The following is a 19,614-nucleotide window of genomic DNA, read 5'->3' on the forward strand; positions in this document are numbered from 1 at the left end:
GTTATTTTTGATAATCAAATTAGAATATCATGATAACGCCATTATTAGCCTTTAATGAAAATGGAATATATTGTTCCATTGCAGATGTATATTTAGATCCGTGGAAACCGGTAGATAAAGCTATCATCACACATGGTCACGCAGATCATTCGCGCTGGGGTCATAAAAAATATATCACTCATAAAACAAACGTGCCAATAATTGTGCACCGTCTAGGTAATATAAATGTAAGTGGTATAGAATGGAACGAAAGTTTTATCATCAATAATGTTAAATTTTCACTGCATCCTGCAGGTCACATTATAGGAAGTTCACAAGTCAGAGTAGAACATAAAGGAGAAGTCTGGGTATTTACAGGAGATTACAAAACAGAGGATGACGGCATATCTGTCCCTTATGAAGTTGTGAAATGTAACACCTTTATCACCGAATGTACTTTTGGTTTACCCGCATTCAAATGGATACCCCAAGCTGAGGTTATGGAAAATATTAATAATTGGTGGTTAGAAAATCAAGCAGAAGGCAAAACCTCAGTGTTATTTGGGTATTCTTTAGGGAAAGCCCAGCGATTACTAAAATATCTCAATCCTGAGATCGGACGAATTTATACTCATGGAGCTATAGAAAATATGACAAATGTATTACGACCATTGGTTGACTTTCCCCACACTACTTTGATCACTCGTGATACAAAAAAAGAGGATTTTGTGGGTAATATCGTTTTGGCACCACCAAGTGCACATGGTGGTACTTGGATAAGAAAAATGACGCCATTTGTAACAGCATCGGCGAGTGGTTGGATGGCTTTTCGAGGGGCAAGAAGAAGGCGTGCTGTTGACAAAGGTTTTGTATTGAGCGATCATTGTGATTGGTATTCATTATTGGACAGCATCAAAGCAACTGGTGCAGAAAAAATTATTTGTACACATGGATATACCGATATTTTTTCAAAATATTTAAGAGAGTTGGGATATGATGCTAGAACTGAAAAGACACAATATGAAGGAGAATTATCTGAAATTGATAAGACGGAAGAGTAACGCCCTTTTTATACAGTATACTTATGAGGAATTTTGCAGATTTAATAAAAACATTAGATAGTACCAACAAAACAACTATTAAAGTAGAAGCCTTAACTCAATATTTTCTACAAGCTTCTCCAGAGGATAAAGTATGGACTATCGCCATTCTTTCGCATCGTCGTCCATCGAGGCCAGTAAACACCACTTTACTAAGACTTTGGGCCAATGAACTGGCTAATATACCCATGTGGTTGTTTGAAGAAAGTTATCATATAGTGGGAGATTTAGCCGAGACTATAGCATTGATTATTCCTACCACAAAAGAATATTCAGATAAAAGTTTAACAGAATTCCTTCAAGAAATAATAGCCTTAAAGAAAAAAACCGAAGAGGAAAAAAAAGCATACTTGCAGCTAAATTGGTTGGCTCTAAATTATTATGAGCGTTTTGTTTTCACAAAATTAATCACGGGTAGTTTTAGAGTTGGTGTTAGTCAAAAATTAATGACAAGGGCTTTGTCTAAAGCAGAAAATGTTGACGAGGATATTTTGGCTTATAAATTAATGGGGAATTGGGATCCTAATAAAATTACTTTTCAAGAATTAATTTTGGATGAAAAGAGTAGTGATTATTTATCAAAACCTTATCCGTTTTACTTAGCGTATCCTATTGAAGGAGAAGTAGGTAATTTAGGAAATAGTGACGAATGGTCAATAGAGCATAAATGGGATGGTATCCGTTCACAAACTATCATTAGAGAAGACGAAATTTTTGTATGGTCTAGGGGAGAAGAGTTGGTAACAGACAAATACCCGGAGTTTCAATCTTTATTAGGTATTGTTCCAAATGGTACCGTAATTGATGCTGAAATATTAGCTTTTCCAAATGGTGAAATAGGAACTTTTAATGATTTGCAGAAACGAATTGGTCGCAAGACAATCTCTGCAAAATTATTAGAGACCAATCCCGTTATTTTAAAAGCTTACGATATTCTTGAATGGGAAGGAAGAGATATTAGAAATCAAACCTACGAATATAGAAGGAAAATTTTAGAAAAATTAGTTGAGGATGTAAAGGATAAAAATTTACCTTTTTATTTATCTGAAAGGGATACTATTACTTCTTGGGATGAAGTAGCAGCAGAACGAATGCTAGCAAGAGAAAAAAGAAGTGAGGGATTAATGATCAAGCGTACTAATTCTACGTATCAAGTAGGTAGAAAAAAAGGAGATTGGTGGAAATGGAAATTGGAACCACTTGTAATAGATGCTGTTTTAACTTATGCCATGAGAGGAAGCGGTAGACGTAGTAATTTATTCACAGACTATACTTTTGCTTTATGGCAGGAAAACGAAGTAGGAGAGAAAGAATTAGTAACTTTTGCTAAGGCCTATTCTGGTCTAACAGATGCGGAGTTTCGAAAAGTGGATGACTTTATAAAGAAAAATACTTTAGAAAAATTTGGACCTGTGCGTAGCGTGACACCCCAACTAGTTTTTGAAATTGGTTTTGAAGGGATCGCTCTTTCTAAAAGGCATAAAAGTGGAGTTGCTACTCGTTTCCCTAGAATACTTCGTTGGAGACAAGACAAAAAGATAGCGGAGGCTAATACGATTGAAGATCTGAAAAGCATGATAATTTAACTGAATATGAATAGAGCAAAATTAATCGAAATTGCTGATGATTGGTTTCATAAACAAAACTGGAAACCATTTCCTTTTCAAAAGCAGACTTGGAATGCCTTCTTGCAAGGGAAAAATGGTTTGCTAAATGCTCCAACAGGAAGTGGGAAAACCTATGCACTTTGGTTACCTATCGTTCTTCACTATATAAAAGAAAATCCTAATTATAAAACAAAGCACCAACCCGGTCTTAAGGCAATCTGGATAACACCACTACGTGCACTTTCTGCAGAGATAAAACAAGCTGCAGAACGAGTTGCAGATGGATTGGGAACAAAGATGACCGTTGGTGTGCGGACTGGTGACACCTCTACAAGTGAAAGATCCAAGCAGAAGACAAAAATGCCAGATCTATTAATAACAACACCAGAAAGCCTACAATTATTAATTGCTACCAAAGGGTATGAAAAAATATTTGGGACCTGCACCGCAATTATTATAGACGAATGGCATGAACTCATTGGGACTAAACGAGGAGTACAAATGGAATTGGCATTATCAAGATTAAAAACGATTGCTCCAAAAATAAGAATTTGGGGTATTTCTGCAACAATAGGAAATCTTGAACTTGCACAAAAAGTGTTATTAGGTCATCGATCTGAAGCACTCGAAAATTCTGTATTGATTAAAGCGAATATCAATAAAAAAATCACTATAAAATCAATACTTCCAGAACATATGGATTCCTATCCATGGAGAGGACATATGGGTTTACATCTAATAAGTGAAGTTGCTAAAATAATTAGAACTAGTAAAACAACTCTAATTTTTACAAATACTAGGTCACAATGTGAAATTTGGTTTCAGGCTTTACTAGAAAAGTACCCAGAATTTGCTGGTGAAATGGCCATGCATCACGGAAGTATAGCTAGGGAAACTAGGTTTTGGGTGGAAAGTGCTATCAAAAATGAAGATTTAAAAGTAGTAGTATGTACCTCTAGTCTTGATTTGGGGGTTGATTTTGCCCCTGTAGAAACTATAATTCAAATTGGTAGTCCCAAAGGAGTAGCTCGTTTTTTACAACGTGCTGGTAGAAGTGGACATCAACCAGGCAAAGAGAGTGTAATTTATTTTTTAGCCACCCATGCCATGGAACTTATTGAAGCTTCAGCATTAAAAAAAGCAGCTGAAAATAATAATATAGAAGATAGAATTCCTTATTTGGATAGTTATGATGTCTTAATTCAATACCTGAATACCTTGGCTGTTTCAGAAGGATTTTTTCCAAATACTATTTTTAAAGAAATTCAACAAACTTTTTGCTTTCAAAACATTACAGAAGACAATTGGAGATGGATTCTAAATTTTATTACCAACGGAAGTCAAAGTCTCGAAAGATATGATGAATTCAAAAAAGTTGAAATTGAAGAATCTGGGTTGTATAAAATAAATAGCCGCAGAACAGCCATGCAACATCGCATGCAAATTGGAACAATAGTGAGTGATGCCGTTTTAAATATTAAATTTGTAAGTGGTGGTTATATTGGCTTTATAGAGGAATGGTTTGCTTCAAAATTGCAAAAAGGGGATACATTTGTTTTCGGGGGTAAAAAACTAGAATTTTATGCTCTAAAAAATATGCAAGTATTGGTTCGAAAAGCTTCTGTAAAAAAAACAGCAAAAACAGTAAGTTGGATGGGAGGAAGAATGTCTTTTTCTGCCCAAATGAGTGATATGTTGCGTGCGGAACTATACGCTGCCAATTCGGATATTCTTACCCCAGAATTAAAAGCTTTGGAGCCCGTTTTTTCTAGGCAACGGAAGGAAAGTATCATTCCAAATGAAAATCAATTTCTAATAGAAACTTTTAAAACAAGAGAAGGATTTCATGCAATATTTTATCCGTTTGAAGGACGATTTGTACATGAGGCATTGGCTAGCGTATTATCGTATCGAATTTCTTTACTTTCACCCATTACATTTTCTTTAGCATACAATGATTATGGATTCGAATTGCTCTCGGACCAAGAAATTAATCTAGAATCAGTTTTTGATAATAATTTATTTTCAACAGAATACTTGCATGAGGATTTGCAACAAAGTTTAAATGCTACCGAAATGGCAAGAAGAAAATTTAGAGATATCGCTATAATTTCAGGTCTATTATTTACGGGTATGCCAGGTAAATTTGTTAAAACGAAACATTTACAAAATGGTTCCCAGTTGCTGTTTGAAGTATTTAGGGATTATGAACCAGATAATTTACTTTTGCAACAAGCTTACATAGAAACATTTGAACACCAATTGGAAGAAGGAAGATTATTGCAAGCTCTAGAACGGATCAACAATCAGGATTTTGTACTTAAAAATTGTGAAAAACCTACCCCTTTTAGCTTTCCTATAATTACGGACAGGTTGAGAGAAAAATTATCTAGTGAAAGTCTAGCGGCCAGAATCGCAAAAATGACTGCTAGTTATACTAAAGCTTAAATTAATATGATAATCAATATTAAGAATCAAGATTTTACTTTACACCATTTAGGAGCTATTTATTGGAACGAAAAAAAAACACTTTTAATTTCAGATGTGCATTTTGGAAAAGTAGCTCATTTTAGAAAACACGGTATTGCAATACCTAGAGATGTTTATATAGAAAATTATAATAATTTGGATATTTTAATTGCTACATACAATCCCGATATTATTGTTTTTTTAGGAGATTTATTTCATAGTTTCTTAAATAGTGAATGGCAGATATTTAAAGAATGGACAAAATATATAAAGCGAAAAGTTATTCTTATCGAAGGGAATCACGATGTTATTGATAAAGAATATTATATTAATTTGAATATCGAAGTGCTTCCACAATTAATATGGGATGATTTTTTATTTACACACCATCCAATAGAACATAAAAAATATTTTAATTTTTGTGGACACATTCACCCAGGCGTAAAGCTTTTTGGGATAGGTAGACAGCATCTAAAGCTGGCTTGCTTTTTTCAAACACCCAATCAAATGATTTTACCCGCTTTTGGATCTTTTACAGGAAAATATTTTATAGCACCAACAAAGGACAATACAATTTTTGGAATTGCAGATGATACTGTTTTTAAAATTAAATTTAATGAACAAATTTAATTTGACTCAATGGATTTTTGAGTAAGTTGTTTTTTTTTAAATCAAATTTCTCTAGTATCGAAATATTGTTATCAATTACAATGATTTTTAACTCTACTGTGAATGATAATAGAAACATTTCAAAATAATTTGATTGTGTCGCATTTATCAATAATTCATTTGTAAAGGTTGATACCATTAAATTATATCCTCCCATCGCTAGTTTGTTAAATAGTAGTATTGCGTTCATAATCTTGATGTTTAACATTGTAAATTTATATCTATAAGGTCTATAGCTCGTTATATAATTTTTGTAGATATTTACAGAATACATATTAAAAACAATTAAACTTTGTAAATTTGCAGTACAATAAAACTACAGATGACTACACAACAACTTTTCGATCAAATTCTGCTAAAAAAATCATTTCTATGCGTAGGCTTAGATGTCGATTTAAATAAGATACCAGAATACTTATTAGCCCTTGAAGACCCCATTTTTGAGTTTAATAAAGCCATTATAGATGCTACCCATGACTTGTGTGTTTCCTACAAACCAAATATCGCTTTTTTTGAAGCTTATGGTATAAATGGGTGGATGTCGCTACAAAAAACAATCAATTATATCAACGAGAATTATCCAGATATTTTTACAATTGCCGATGCAAAAAGAGGGGATATAGGTAATACCTCTTCTATGTATGCCAAAGCTTTTTTTGAAGATTTGAATTTTGATAGTGTTACGGTTGCTCCTTACATGGGTAAGGATTCGGTAGAACCATTCTTAGCTTTCGAAAATAAACATACCATCATGTTGGCTTTGACTTCCAACGAAGGTGCTTTTGATTTTCAAACTTTAACGGTTGATGGTAAAGAATTGTACAAGCACGTGTTGGAAACTTCAAAATCATGGAAAAATAACGAAAACCTTATGTATGTGGTAGGAGCGACCAAAGCAGAATATTTTACAGAAATTCGTAAAATTGTTCCCAATAGTTTCTTACTCGTTCCAGGTGTAGGAGCACAAGGAGGAAGTTTGGCTGAAGTATGCAAATACGGAATGAATGATAAAATTGGTTTATTGATTAATTCATCAAGAGGGATTATTTATGCTTCAAAAGGTACTGATTTTGTCGAAAAAGCAAGAGTAGAAGCTTTAAAAATGCAACAAGAAATGGAAGTGATTATGGCTGATAAATTTTAATTTTCGAAAAAATAAACCACTATAGTTTTGAAGAAACTTACTTTTACAGACCAATTGGGAACCGTGCATTTTTTTTCGAAAATGCCGCAACGAATTATTTCATTGGTACCATCGCAAACAGAATTACTACATGACTTGGGCTTAGAAATGCAGCTTATTGGAATTACTAAATTTTGTGTACACCCATATCACTTACAATCTACAAAGATCAAAATAGGTGGGACCAAAAAAGTGCATTACGAAAAAATCCGATTGTTAGAACCCGATATTATCATTTGCAATAAGGAAGAAAACACCAAAGAGATTGTTGAAAAATTAAGTGAAATTTGTCCAGTTTGGGTTACAGATATTAGAACGATAAAGGATAATTTTCAGATGATTTCCGATTTTGGACAACTATTTAATCGTCGTGTCGAGGCACGAAAATGGAATGATAAATTAGCTTTTGGATTGCGTAACTTTAAATCTTTTATTCAAGACCAACCTATAAAAAAAGTAGCCTACTTTATTTGGAAAAATCCTTATATGGTGGCAGGATCAGATACTTATATTGATGAGCTATTGCAACTCAATCATTTCGAAAATGTTTTTGGTACAATAAACCGTTATCCCCAAGTGACTGTACCGCAGTTAATAGATGCTAAACCAGAAATTATCATGTTGTCATCAGAGCCATATCCCTTTAAAAAAGAAGATGGTTATCAACTACAACCTGATTTGTCAACAACTCAATTTGTTGTTGTTGATGGTGAAATGTTTTCTTGGTATGGAACCAGACTCTTAAAAGCTTTTGAATACTTTCAAATGATTCACACATCTTTCAGGTAATTTAAAAAATATTTGAATATATCATAAAAAACTGTGGTAGAATATCGTCATTCTACCACAGGTTTTTTATTTTTTTGATCCATTGGCAACCAAAAAGATACCCCCAAGTAAAATTACTCCACCGATAATAGGTGACCAACTCACAGGATTATTTTTTTCTTTGTTAATTTCGATTGGTCCAATATCAACCACTTTTTCTTTAGTAACGTAATTAAATCCAGTGTAGATCATCATAATTGCACCCACTACTACGAGTATTATTCCTGCTGTTTTCATAATAATTTTTTAAGTTAATGTTTACATGTTACTTTTCTTAGCTTCATATGAAGCTATTTCAGTAGTGCTTTTAAAGTATGACTATTGTATTGCTTGAAACAAATATAGATCGAATGCTAACCGCTTATTTTATATTATTTAACAGAATAGTTACATTATTTTAGAGAATAAAAAAAGCTATGCGTAAAAAAACCACCTGAAATTGACCGATAAAGGCTTACCTAATCAATTTCAAGTGGTTTCAATACTTATATTTTTTAATTTAGAAAGCGTATTGTAAAGTCGTATAGAAAGTTCTTCTATCTGAGGGTATAATTCCTGGGCCAGGATATCCAGTTGCTCTACGGGTAAAATAACTATTGTCTGTAAAGTTATTAATACCAGCTTCCAATTTAAAATTTTTCCATTTGTAGGAAGTCGAAATGTCGGCTACATAATAGGAAGGAATGCTTCCAGAAATTCCTGTTAAGACATTGTTTGAGGAATTACTACTCGCACTAGAAAGCTGTGAAGATAGATACGTAAATTGTATGCTAGATAAAAAGTTTTTGTATCCAAAACTAGTTCCTGTTTTAATATTATATAGGGGTACAAATTCTACTTTGTCTCCTTTTTTGACAGATGGAATATTTGATTTTAAATAAGAAGATCCTGTAATAGAAGAGTTTGTAAATACGTTCCAACTCAAGTTTTCTTTATCAGCAAAATAAGTTTTAGCAATATTCCAATCCAATAATGTTTCAAATCCATAAGTAAATGCTGTACCAGTATTGGCTGTGATTTTTACAATTTGATTTAAGGCATTTGTACCATCATATTGACCAATTTTATCATTGTAATAAAGCCCAAAAATGCTTGAGTCAAAGTTTAATTTGTGTGCAATATTTCCTCTTATTCCAATATCCGAAGTATATCCTTTTTCATCGGTAATGTTGGGATCAACAGCTTGACTTGCATTTACTGTAAAAATATCGCTGAAGGTTACCGAACGATAGTTTTGCGAAACGTTACCATAAATTTCGACTCCATTCTTAGGTTTATAACTTACTCCAACACCAAGCAAAAAGAGGTTTCTATCTTTTGCAATATTCTCTGTTGTGGTCTCATTCAAAATTAAATTACCTGCTAAATCTTTGTTGATTTTTTGAAAAGTTCCTTGTGCTTGTGTTTTAATTTTTTCGATTCTAAAACCAGGAGTGATGGTAAAATTAGAATTGATTTTAAAAATGTTTTCACCAAAAAGAGCCAAATTTAAATTTGGAAAAATAAAACTAGATTGGTTTTGATAATTAGGAAATTCGTCGATTGCAATATTGAAATCGGCATTACTTCCAGAACTTCCAGGACCTTGCTGCTGGGTATTTCTAGATTGGTAGTATTTTGCACCGATCAAAAAGGCACTTTTTTGTTCACCAATATAATATCTTTTTAGGTAGCGTGCTTCGGCTCCCCAGTTAACAAAATCACCAATAATTAAATCACGATCTGCCATTGGGTCGGGTGTAGTAATACGATTATCTCTAAAGCCCAATGCTTTTCGACTAGCATTCAAACCAAATAATTGCAACGAAAAATCTGAGTTTTCATCAAACCTATGTTTCAATCGTAAGGCATATAGGTTCCAATTTACACCAAACCAGTTACGGGTTCTATTGCTCTGTCTTGGGTTTTCATTAAACTGTTCATCTGTTAAACCACCTGCTTGCTGCGCCAAATAGTGATAGTAGGTATAATCAAAATGTAGCGACGTTTTATCATTAAATTTATAATTCAAATTGGCAAAATAGTTTTTGCTTTCAAAGTTGGAGTTGGGACGGTATCCATTTCCTTTTTTATAATTAAAAAAAGTATAATAGCTAAATTTACCTTTGGTACCGCTCAAAGAAGTGAAATTGGTATATAAACCATATGATCCAATTGTATTACGTGTGACCACTTCAATAGGTTGTAGTGCGGGTGTTTTTATTTTAAAGTTAATCAAACCACCAAACTGGGTTCCGTATTGTAGAGACGCAGCCCCACGAATCACTTGAATCTCTTCTAATGCTTCTGTTGGAGTGGCATAATAACTCTCTGGGTAGCCCAATACATCTGCGCTTATATCATATCCGTTTTGACGCGTATTAAAATTGGCTGTACGATTTGGATTCAATCCACGACCACCAATACTCAATTGCAAACCACCATCAGAACTTTCATTAATTGTCAAACCAACCACTTGAGCAAAAACCTGTCTAGCATTATTAGTCGATTTATTGGCAGTCAATTTTTCGACATTAATTACTTCAGTCTTTTTACCAGCATAAATTGCAGTTTCTTCTATGTCGTTTAATTTTCGAATAGACTGTAGTTTATCGTTTTGTTTTCGTATAATAACTTCGGATAAATTATTTATTTTAGACAAAACAATAGTTAATTCGCTTCCGGTAGTGATGCTTATTTGCTCGACAATACTATAGCCACTTTTAAAAAATACAATGTCATGACTCCCCTGATTTTTGTAATTAAATTCAAATTGACCACTTGCGTTTGTATATTCTTTTGCGCCCGTTGTCTTATTGAAAACTTCTACAGCAGACAATTTACTTCCTTTTTCATCAGTGACAGTTCCAGCAATTTTATGTTGTGCAAAGCTATTTATCGAAAGTAATAAAAGTAGCAATACCTTATAAGCCTTTGATGGTGTCATTAAAAGGGAGAATCCAAGTTTTGTGTTTAAAGCTTTCATTTTCTTTTGCTAAATTGATGGTTGGGTCTATAAATTGTTGGCTTAATCTTCCGTTGAGGGCAACATAACTAGTTACGTGCACTTCTGGATTTTCAAAACCTTGTTGTTGGTAATATTCTTTTAAATAATGGGCATATTCTATTATGAAATCGGGCTGAAAAGACATTTGCTTTTCTTGAAAAGGAGTCAAGAAATCAGTATTGTTGACTCTTATATCTTTGTGGTTTTTTTTATCTGATACCATAAATTCGGTATAACCAGCTTTTTCCATTAGCATGACCCGCCAAGAAAATCGAAAACCTTCTTCTGTCCAAAACAATTCATCTGGATAACACAAATAACGAAAAGGGAACAACAATTGAAAAGCCATGAAAAGGGTTAAAAAAAGAAGTTGCAATCGATGGATAGGAGAAAAGCTTTGTGTTTTTTCTCTTTTATTTTCGAATAAAATAAGGTTTGAAGAAAATAGTCTGGCAACAACCGATAGTATTTTTTTGTGAAGTGTAGGTTCGAAAAAGATCAAAGAACTAATAATCATCACATATGGGAAAACACCAATTGGAAACAAAATTCGAGTCAATAAATGGAAGACTACGATTAAGAAAAATCCAAATTTGCGTGTCTTTTTATTCAGCATCAAAAATACAATTCCTAGGTCATAAATTGCACCCACATAACTGAAGGCATAATGAACCCAAGTTTGATTCATGAAGTAACTCAAAACAGGAATTTTAGTGTTATCGGGCAACCAAATCTTCAAAGGCATCGCCTCCAACAACCAATCCGAATTGAGCTTAGCCAGACCAGCATAGATATAAACGATAGCTAATAATACTTTTAGAATATCGGTAGTCCAGCGTGGAATATTTTGAAAACGGATCTTTTCATTTTTATAAGCATCTACAGAAAAGTAACAATTGGCAGGCAAAAAGCAAAGTACCAAACTAATGATAGTAATAAAATAATAATGGTTGAGGTAAGTCGTTTTGTCCATGAGTTCGATATAAGTAAAACTCAAAAAGAAACTAGTAATAGCCCATTTATATTTATAGCCAATGGAAACAAATAGAGCAGCAATGGCACAAATGATAAAAATAATATAGGTGTAAACATCAATCGGTTTTACCCACTCAAAACCATAATAGGTAAAATGAAATTGTGGGGTTATATAAAATTTTTCTATCCAACCATAACTTGCAAACCGAATTAAACTCAAAAGCATCATTAAACCAAACGCTAGCCTAAAAAAGGCTAGCGATGCGGCTGATGTATATTGTTTGAAATAATTTTGAAACATGGAGTATATAATTAATAAGTGGTAATTTGAAAAATGATTTTCTAGTCACCATCACTATCTACATAGTCAACCGTGATTTTCAAAGCTTGCATCATATCTAATTTTAGGTAGATTACATTTTGTTGTGTAGCATCATATGCAGTAATCATTTTTGAATTGTCAGTGGTGATTTGAGTTACAAAATTCGAGTTCAATAAACCTACTTTGCTATAGATTGTTGCGAATTGTGCAGTAATGATATCGCTCAAATTTTGACCACTACGTACTGATTTTACGAAATCCAAATATGCTTTTAATCCTGGTCCAGTAGTATTATCGTTAAAACTTTTACCATTAAAAAAATCTTGAGAAGCTTGTATTGCTGTGGTATATAAGATTCCTGAAACATCTTTTTTGTAAAAGGCTTCTACTTTCTCTGGAAAAGTAGTCCCGCTAGAAAATACTCCTGATGGAATACCTAGTTTTCCCCCACGTACATCTTTTTCGAAGTTTTTTATATAGTCATTAACCGTTACACTTACTGAGCTAGTTAGAGTATTCCCATTATTGGCAATATAAGTAGCTTTATAACCTCCGTTCCAATCGTTTAAAACAGTATCGTTAATAGTTTTTAATGAAACTACCAAGTCGGTTAAATACTTTTTATAATTTGTGGCATTACTTCCAATATAAAAAGAAACAATTGTAGCATCTGTAGATCCTAAACCATTTAACACATAATCCAAAGCAGGTAAACCTTGCTTACTAAACTGAGATAGGAGACTAAAATTATAGGTACCAGCAGTAATATTGGTATTGATTCCAGCTGCATCTGCAGGGTAAGTATTGTTTCTTTCTTTAAAATAAATATCTTCTGCTTTCCCAAAATTATAAAGAGAAACATATTGAAAAGCTTTGTAAGCTTCTAGCCAAGATGCGCGTACAGTTACAAGATTTGCTTCCGTAGGTGTAGTGGTAAAAGTAGTTGCATCAGTAGTTAAGGTTTGCAACTTTACTTGATAATTGGTGTAAGCAGGCACAATGATATTGTTGGCCCAATGCGTCAAAAGCGCTGTTCTGTCATAACCATCATTTGAGGTGGTTGTTTCACCATCGGAGGAGGAACAAGCTGTGATGAGTACAAAAATGCTGAATAAAAAAAATATTTTTTTCATGTGTAGTGAGTTTATAGTTTTGAAGAGAAGGAACCTTATAATTTGGAGGTATTATAATCTAAATAGCAATTTGTTCAATCTTTTTTCAAATTTTGTATAAAAATACATAAACCAAGAGTAGTTGCCCACTCTTGGTTTATTTTTATTCTATTAGTTTATTGTTGCTGCTTGAGCTACTGAAAAACCAAATCTAGTTGCAATTTGTGTTGAAAATGTATCAAGATTAGCGTTTAAGTAATCTACATCCCATAAACCATTTGTTCCTTTGGTTATGTTGCTAAGGATAGTATCTACCTCTTCTTTTGTGAAATAAGGAGCATTTGTACCTGGTTTATTAGTATAACGAAGACTCATGATAAATCCGTACCCTTCTGAAAAGGAATGAAAAGCAGAAGCTCCGCTAATTAATTTTGCTTTTCCATCTTGTAAATAATAGACAGCACGAACTGCAGGTACCATTGCCAATTTAGCTTTAATAATATCTATTTGTGCATTTCTGGTATCATAATCGTTTGCAACAATAGCAGCTCTACCTTTGATAAATGCATTTTTGATATCAGTAGTCAAAGTATTGAAATCACTATCTGCACTTACTTGGTTAATATAGCTGTCCCAATATAGTGACCCGCCAGCACCATAAATGTAGCCGTAAGCTTCATCCCAATTGTGTTCCATGGTAGTATAATTTGATCCAGTTATAAGAACTTTATTGGTATTGTCATTCTTATTAGTCCCAGCATCAAGTGTTGAAGTACTCAAATAATTATTTACAATTTGATCCATAAAACAAGCACCCATCAATCCTTTTATTAGTACTTGTTGTGGTTCCAAACCATTTGCAGCAAACATACGTGTTTTAGTTCCATCAACAAATACTCCCGAAACTCCAGCTGAAGCTTGTACTTGTGGAAGTTTACTGGCGATAAAAGCATTGGTTAATTGAGTTTCAAATAAGGCTTGAACAGCTGTTTGTTCAGTAGTGGATCCTCCACCCAAAAAATTTGTAAAATAATCTAGTGAAGCTGCAGTTTTGTTTTTCAATTGTTTTCCAGATGCATTAAGATCTGTGGTAGAAAACGGATTATTTGTATTGGTGTACATATTAGACAAGACCGTGTTATCCGCTACAGTATTGTTTATTGCAGCGTTACTGATATAAGTTCCCATTTCTCCCAACATCAATAATCGACTTGTTTGTCCGGAATAATCTATTGTTGTTGCATTGTTTCTCACAAATGTGTAATCACTTGGGACAGTATAATTAAAAGTTGGTGTAGAATTGTCATCATTACTACATGATGTCAGTGATAATGCTGCTACAGCTACTGCTGCGAAAAGTAAATTCGAACGGATCATATTAATTTATTTAGAATGAATAAGAATAATTTTCTGCAAAGATAGCATCGAATTTAAGACACGCAAACTTTATTTAGATTATTTATAAATAATTTTTCGTGTTTATTTTTATTTAAAATAAATCTAAATAATTCTTGTTTAAGAAATTTTTAACCAATACTTTTGCTCTATGTTAAATCATTCTAAATAATAAAAATACATTAAAATGAACATTTCAACTTTAAAAGGTACTTTAATCTTAGGAACACTTGCCTTCTTTATTTCTTGTAGCAGTGATAACACAAATAATTCTGCTGTTTCAAAAAAAGAAGTAATTGAAAATTACGCAAACATTGCTTATGCCAATTATCAAAAGGCATATGATGATGCTGTAGTATTGGAATCTGCGATTACTACATTTACATCAAATCCTACTGATGCTAATTTTACATTGGCGAAAACGTCTTGGAAGGCTGCTAGAGAAAGCTACGGTACAACGGAAGCTTTTCGTTTTGCTGATGGACCAATAGATAATGCAGATGGACCAGAGGGTTTTATTAATTCATGGCCTTTGGATGAAAATTATATTGATTACGTACAAGGTGCTCCTAATGCTGGAATTATTAATGAGCCTGTTCTTTTTCCTATAATTAATAAAGATGTTTTGGAAGGTGAAAATGGAAAAAATGATAATGAAAAGTATGTAACAGTAGGATATCATGCGATCGAGTTTTTACTTTGGGGACAAGATTTAACACCTCCTTCGGCAAAATTACCTGGACAGAGACCCTACACTGATTATGTGCTTGTTGGAGGAACTGCAATGAACCAAGTAAGAAGAGCAACTTATCTAAAAGTGTGTGCAGATCTATTAACAGACCATTTACAGTATGTGGCTAATCAATGGAAACCAGGCGGACCTTACCGTACTACCTTTCTTGCTTTGAATGAAGATGTTGCCATCAAGAATATGTATAGAGGAGTTACTACTTTAATATCTGCAGAATTACCCTCTGAGCGTATGGAAGTTGCACTTGGGAATGAAGACCAAGAAGATGAACAATCTTGTTTTAGTGATAATACGCACCGAGATATTGCTTTAAATTTGCAAGGAGCAATTAATGTGTATCAAGGTAAATACAGTTCTATTGATGGAGCATCGCTAGAGGATTTGGTACAACAAGCAAATAGCACAACGTATACAGAAACGCAAACACAAATTGGACTTGCAACATCTTCTATAGCGGCAATAGCTATTCCATTTGACTATGCAATTTCTGGTGGAGCTACCTCTGTAGAAGGCGCTAAAGTAAAAGTTGCAGTAGTGGCAATTAAAAATTTAGCTAAAAATATTTTAGATGGGGCTACAAAAATTGGCATTTACGTAAATAGTTAAGTTTTAAATAAGTAATAAATTTAAAAGTGCTTCCTAAACAGGAGCACTTTTTATTGTTCTAATTAATATGAGAAATTTTAGTAAACTAGTTTTAGTTGTTTGTTGTTTTCAGTTGTTCAGCTGTAGCAATACTGATGCCGATTATGTTGCCTTGACTGCTGAGGATGGGGAACAATTTTCTGGAGGCGAGGTAACCGTGTTTAATACCTCTGGAGAAGCATTTGGTTTTTTTGCTCCCAATCTATCTTATGATGAGCAATCCGATTTCGGAATCGGGAATTCTTTTTTTAGGCAAAACTGGGTTACAGCACCCTCTTCTACTACAGCAAGAGATGGTTTGGGACCTTTTTTTAATGCTATTTCCTGTTCAAGTTGTCACTTCAAAGATGGACGTGGAAGACCGCAATATGCCGACAATGAAACGGGACATGGTTTATTGTTGCGTTTGAGTATTCCTGGTATGGATGCTCATGGTGCGGCATTACCTGATCCTATTTATGGAGGACAGCTACAAGATAACGCTATTTTGGGACAAACAACCAAAGGAACCTATGTTATAACATACACTCCAATCGTAGAAACTTACGCAGATGGCTCAACTGTTACTTTGCAGAAACCGATTTATACTATTGGTAATTTAGGTTTTGGAGCTTTGGCTTCCAATGTGCAAGTTTCGCCTAGAGTTGCCAATCAAGTAATAGGTTTAGGATTGTTAGAAGCAGTGCCAGAAGCGACAGTTTTAAATTTTATTAATCAAAATAATAAAAACGGTATTTCAGGAAAAGCCAATTATGTGTATGACATTGCTACCAAAAGTACCAAGCTAGGACGTTTTGGGTGGAAAGCAAATCAACCTAATATTCGTCAACAATCTGCTGCTGCTTTTTCTGGCGATATGGGAATCACAACTTCTTTGTTTCCAACAGAAAATATTCCAGCTGCCTTAAATGGGAGTGCTATTCCAAATGGAGGCAAACCAGAAATTTCAGATCCTAATTTTGATAAAGTAGTTTTTTATACGAGTACATTGGCAGTACCAGCACGTCGAAATTATACTGATGCCACAGTACTCGCAGGTAAGAAAACATTTGAAACAATAGGCTGCACTAGTTGTCATATCCCTAAAATGACGACAGGAAGTACTCATGTTGTTACAGCTTTACGCAATCAAGTCATTAGGCCTTATACAGATATGTTGTTACATGATATGGGGGATGCACTAGCAGACAATACACCCGATTTTTTAGCCACAGGTAAGGAGTGGAGAACGCAGCCATTATGGGGGATAGGTTTGATAAGTACCGTAAATAATCATACTTTTTTAATGCATGACGGTAGGGCCAAAAATGTAGAAGAAGCTATTTTATGGCATGGAGGAGAAGCTGATTATGCCAAATCAGAATATAAAAAATTAACAAAAACTGACCGTGAAGCATTATTAACCTTTATTAATTCATTGTAGTTTAAGATATAAATACAAAATAGATAATAACCGCAAACGATAGGTTTGCGGTTAAATATTATTGTAGTTTAATTTACTTGGATTATGGTGTTTTAGCGCTTGTTTTTAGTGGGGGTTCTGTCTCTTTCATAGTTAAATATTTTTGAAACCAAGAGATGGCGACTTCTGCACATTCTTGTAATTTGAGAGAGTCAGTACATATATTAGAGGATATAGAAATTATTTTCATCTCTTTTTCGGATTGTAATTGATCAAATGCAATTTTGTTACGATTAATGATTGGAACGTCTGTGCCATCAACTATCAATAAGGTGGGAGCTGTAATTTGGTAAAGTGTATCCAGCACTTTATCGGGTCGTCCACTTCTAGATACTACGGCTTTTATATCTTTTCCAAAATAAGCAGCAGCTCTCATTGCTGCAGCGGCTCCCATTTTAGTTCCCAAGTAACCAATTGGTAAATCGACAAGGTTTTTGTTTTGCATCAACCATTCGGTGCTACTTATTAAGCGACTTACTAATAAGTCTATATCAAACTTGTTTTCCAAAACATCTTCTTCCTCTTTCGTTAAGAGGGGTATCACCAATGTTCCCATTTTACGTTTCTGAATCAACTTAGAGAGAATTTTTGTTCCAGATTTTGTAGTGTTAGAAGTACTTACGCTGCAAAACAGTATAATTCCTGTTGCGTTAGCAGGGAGTACTAGTTTTCCTTTTAGTGTGACAAATTGCAACGGGATTTCTAATTTAATTTTTTCCATAGTAGTACTTGTTACATTAAAAAAATAAACCTAAATATGGGGTAGGATTTAAATAAAAGCTTGGGCTTTTGCCTAAAATCTTTCTATGGGGGAGAAAAACAATCTTTTTTATTAAAAGAAGAAGGTTTTAAAAACAATCACTTTATTCTTTTCTTTCGAAAATAAATTTCATCGTTATAATTGATGATTATCAGACTGTTAAAATAATTAACATAAAGATACTGAAAATCAATTAGTTTGTAGGTTGATAGAATGTTTTTTTTAATTTTAATTTGTAATAGAGGAGTTATAGTAGCAATTTTGGAGGAGATTGTAGAAGTATATTTATAGGTAAATCCAAAGACTCAATTTTTCTATTTCTACAGGACTCTAGTTATTTTGACTATTTTTACCCCAAACAAAGAGAAGATGGCATTGTTAGATCATATTAATTTAAAAGCACAAACAGATAAAAATACGGGCTTTGGTACTAATTCCAGTAGTTATGGAGGTCGTTTTATAAATAAAAACGGAGTGGCCAATGTCGAAAAAAGAGGAATGAATATGCTACAACGTATCAGTTGGTATCATACCTTAATTGATATGCCAATGTGGACGTTTATAGGTATTGTGATTGCTTTTTATATTAGTATCAACTTTGTATTTGCTATCATTTACTTTGGTATTGGTGTAGAACATTTGGATGGTATAGCACCTTCTGATACTGATTGGGAAAAATTTGGTAAAGCTTATTTTTTTAGCGCACAAACTTTTACTACGGTCGGGTACGGACATATTAGTCCCAAAGGGTTTTTGACAAGTGCACTTTCTGCAGGTGAAGCTTTGATAGGATTATTGAGTTTTGCTATAGCTACAGGGTTATTTTTTGGACGCTTTAGCAAACCAACGGCCTTTTTGAAATTTTCTCATAATGCTCTGATTGCTCCATATGATGGTATTTCTGGATTAATGATTAGAATGGTACCATTTAAGAATACTAATTTTACTGATGCCGAAGCTAAGATGACTTTGGGAATGAGTTTCGAAGAAAACGGCCAAATGGTTAATAGATTCTATACTTTAGATTTAGAATTAGTGCAAATCAATTCTCTAATTTTGAGCTGGACGCTCGTACATCCTATCAATGAACAAAGTCCTTTGTACGAATTTACAAAAGAAGATTTTGCTACTATTCAAGGAGAGTTATTGGTCTATATCAAAACATTCGATGATATGTTTAGTAGTACTGTAGCTGCTCGTACATCATATGTTTTTAGTGAAATTGTTTATGGTGCCAAATTTGTTCCAATGTATACTCGTAGTTTTGACAATTCCAAAACAATATTGGAATTGGATAAATTGAATGAATTTGAATCAATAACTATGTAAAATAGCTAGTTATGTTGGCATTTTACAGTAATCCTGCTTCTA

Annotated in this window: 16 protein-coding genes; 9 read left to right on the forward strand and 7 right to left on the reverse strand. The window is 33.5% G+C overall.

Annotation, left to right across the window (positions count from 1 at the left end; translation table 11 throughout):
• The first annotated feature begins 29 nt into the window (after positions 1-29).
• The 4 genes from M2326_RS06165 to pdeM are packed head-to-tail and all read left to right on the forward strand — an operon-like array spanning position 30 to position 5,785.
• The gene (locus M2326_RS06165; protein ID WP_264618679.1) at positions 30-1,040 is read left to right on the forward strand and encodes a ligase-associated DNA damage response exonuclease; all 1,011 of its coding nucleotides are present in this window, start codon (positions 30-32) and stop codon (positions 1,038-1,040) included.
• Positions 1,041-1,063: 23 nt separating this feature from the next.
• Positions 1,064-2,665: an ATP-dependent DNA ligase gene (locus M2326_RS06170; protein WP_264618680.1), complete on the forward strand. Its 1,602-nt coding sequence runs from the start codon at positions 1,064-1,066 to the stop codon at positions 2,663-2,665.
• A 6-nt stretch (positions 2,666-2,671) separates the two neighbouring features.
• Positions 2,672-5,134: a ligase-associated DNA damage response DEXH box helicase gene (locus M2326_RS06175; protein WP_264618681.1), complete on the forward strand. Its 2,463-nt coding sequence runs from the start codon at positions 2,672-2,674 to the stop codon at positions 5,132-5,134.
• A 6-nt stretch (positions 5,135-5,140) separates the two neighbouring features.
• Positions 5,141-5,785 carry a ligase-associated DNA damage response endonuclease PdeM gene (pdeM, locus tag M2326_RS06180; protein ID WP_264618682.1) on the forward strand — a complete coding sequence of 215 codons (645 nt, stop codon included), beginning with the start codon at positions 5,141-5,143 and terminating at the stop codon, positions 5,783-5,785.
• Here pdeM and M2326_RS06185 read toward each other — a convergent pair.
• Positions 5,769-6,014, reverse strand: coding sequence for a hypothetical protein (locus M2326_RS06185; RefSeq protein ID WP_264618683.1), 246 nt, complete (start codon positions 6,012-6,014; stop codon positions 5,769-5,771). The two genes, pdeM and M2326_RS06185, sit on opposite strands and share 17 nt — an antisense overlap.
• Positions 6,015-6,146: 132 nt before the next feature.
• Here M2326_RS06185 and pyrF point away from each other — a divergent pair, with 132 nt between their 5' ends.
• Both pyrF and M2326_RS06195 read left to right on the forward strand, forming a co-directional pair.
• Positions 6,147-6,968, forward strand: a complete 822-nt coding sequence (gene pyrF, locus M2326_RS06190; protein WP_264618684.1) for an orotidine-5'-phosphate decarboxylase — start codon at positions 6,147-6,149, stop codon at positions 6,966-6,968.
• 27 nt (positions 6,969-6,995) lie between these two features.
• Complete coding sequence (locus M2326_RS06195; protein WP_264618685.1) at positions 6,996-7,796, forward strand: ABC transporter substrate-binding protein; 801 nt, start codon at positions 6,996-6,998, stop codon at positions 7,794-7,796.
• A gap of 66 nt (positions 7,797-7,862) precedes the next feature.
• Here the strand turns inward: M2326_RS06195 and M2326_RS06200 are convergent, their stop codons facing one another.
• The 5 genes from M2326_RS06200 to M2326_RS06220 all read right to left on the reverse strand — a co-directional run bounded on the left by M2326_RS06200 (position 7,863) and on the right by M2326_RS06220 (position 14,607).
• On the reverse strand, positions 7,863-8,072 hold the full coding sequence (locus tag M2326_RS06200; protein ID WP_264618686.1) for a hypothetical protein: 210 nt from the start codon (positions 8,070-8,072) through the stop codon (positions 7,863-7,865).
• A gap of 262 nt (positions 8,073-8,334) precedes the next feature.
• A complete protein-coding gene (locus tag M2326_RS06205; protein WP_264618687.1) occupies positions 8,335-10,800 on the reverse strand; it encodes a TonB-dependent receptor domain-containing protein in 2,466 nt (821 codons plus the stop codon).
• Positions 10,739-12,106 (reverse strand): HTTM domain-containing protein, encoded by a 1,368-nt coding sequence (locus tag M2326_RS06210; RefSeq protein ID WP_413603262.1) that lies wholly within the window; start codon positions 12,104-12,106, stop codon positions 10,739-10,741. Before M2326_RS06210 ends, M2326_RS06205 begins: the two co-directional genes overlap by 62 nt.
• Before the next feature lie 32 nt (positions 12,107-12,138).
• Positions 12,139-13,251: an imelysin family protein gene (locus M2326_RS06215; RefSeq protein ID WP_264618689.1), complete on the reverse strand. Its 1,113-nt coding sequence runs from the start codon at positions 13,249-13,251 to the stop codon at positions 12,139-12,141.
• 150 nt (positions 13,252-13,401) lie between these two features.
• Complete coding sequence (locus tag M2326_RS06220) at positions 13,402-14,607, reverse strand: DUF4856 domain-containing protein (protein WP_264618690.1); 1,206 nt, start codon at positions 14,605-14,607, stop codon at positions 13,402-13,404.
• Between the two features lie 205 nt (positions 14,608-14,812).
• Here M2326_RS06220 and M2326_RS06225 point away from each other — a divergent pair, with 205 nt between their 5' ends.
• Both M2326_RS06225 and M2326_RS06230 read left to right on the forward strand, forming a co-directional pair.
• Positions 14,813-15,982: an imelysin family protein gene (locus tag M2326_RS06225; RefSeq protein WP_264618691.1), complete on the forward strand. Its 1,170-nt coding sequence runs from the start codon at positions 14,813-14,815 to the stop codon at positions 15,980-15,982.
• A gap of 67 nt (positions 15,983-16,049) precedes the next feature.
• The gene (locus tag M2326_RS06230; RefSeq protein ID WP_264618692.1) at positions 16,050-17,444 is read left to right on the forward strand and encodes a di-heme oxidoreductase family protein; all 1,395 of its coding nucleotides are present in this window, start codon (positions 16,050-16,052) and stop codon (positions 17,442-17,444) included.
• An 82-nt stretch (positions 17,445-17,526) separates the two neighbouring features.
• On the opposite strand, the gene M2326_RS06235 is transcribed toward M2326_RS06230, so the two are convergent.
• The gene (locus M2326_RS06235; protein ID WP_264618693.1) at positions 17,527-18,204 is read right to left on the reverse strand and encodes a dienelactone hydrolase family protein; all 678 of its coding nucleotides are present in this window, start codon (positions 18,202-18,204) and stop codon (positions 17,527-17,529) included.
• Between the two features lie 408 nt (positions 18,205-18,612).
• Between M2326_RS06235 and M2326_RS06240 the strand changes: the two genes are divergently transcribed.
• A complete protein-coding gene (locus M2326_RS06240) occupies positions 18,613-19,572 on the forward strand; it encodes an ion channel (RefSeq protein WP_264618694.1) in 960 nt (319 codons plus the stop codon).
• The last annotated feature ends 42 nt before the right edge of the window (positions 19,573-19,614 follow it).

It is taken from the genome of Flavobacterium psychraerolatum (assembly GCF_025960985.1).
In the GTDB taxonomy this organism is placed as follows: domain Bacteria; phylum Bacteroidota; class Bacteroidia; order Flavobacteriales; family Flavobacteriaceae; genus Flavobacterium.

Coding starts and splice junctions, on each gene's coding strand:
- M2326_RS06165 (WP_264618679.1), top strand. CDS start 30: ATGATAACGCCATTATTAGCCTTTAATGAAAATGGAATATATTGTTCC.
- pdeM (WP_264618682.1), top strand. CDS start 5,141: ATGATAATCAATATTAAGAATCAAGATTTTACTTTACACCATTTAGGA.
- M2326_RS06225 (WP_264618691.1), top strand. CDS start 14,813: ATGAACATTTCAACTTTAAAAGGTACTTTAATCTTAGGAACACTTGCC.
- M2326_RS06205 (WP_264618687.1), bottom strand. CDS start 10,800: ATGAAAGCTTTAAACACAAAACTTGGATTCTCCCTTTTAATGACACCA.
- pyrF (WP_264618684.1), top strand. CDS start 6,147: ATGACTACACAACAACTTTTCGATCAAATTCTGCTAAAAAAATCATTT.
- M2326_RS06240 (WP_264618694.1), top strand. CDS start 18,613: ATGGCATTGTTAGATCATATTAATTTAAAAGCACAAACAGATAAAAAT.
- M2326_RS06215 (WP_264618689.1), bottom strand. CDS start 13,251: ATGAAAAAAATATTTTTTTTATTCAGCATTTTTGTACTCATCACAGCT.
- M2326_RS06175 (WP_264618681.1), top strand. CDS start 2,672: ATGAATAGAGCAAAATTAATCGAAATTGCTGATGATTGGTTTCATAAA.
- M2326_RS06220 (WP_264618690.1), bottom strand. CDS start 14,607: ATGATCCGTTCGAATTTACTTTTCGCAGCAGTAGCTGTAGCAGCATTA.
- M2326_RS06170 (WP_264618680.1), top strand. CDS start 1,064: ATGAGGAATTTTGCAGATTTAATAAAAACATTAGATAGTACCAACAAA.
- M2326_RS06185 (WP_264618683.1), bottom strand. CDS start 6,014: ATGAACGCAATACTACTATTTAACAAACTAGCGATGGGAGGATATAAT.
- M2326_RS06200 (WP_264618686.1), bottom strand. CDS start 8,072: ATGAAAACAGCAGGAATAATACTCGTAGTAGTGGGTGCAATTATGATG.
- M2326_RS06235 (WP_264618693.1), bottom strand. CDS start 18,204: ATGGAAAAAATTAAATTAGAAATCCCGTTGCAATTTGTCACACTAAAA.
- M2326_RS06230 (WP_264618692.1), top strand. CDS start 16,050: ATGAGAAATTTTAGTAAACTAGTTTTAGTTGTTTGTTGTTTTCAGTTG.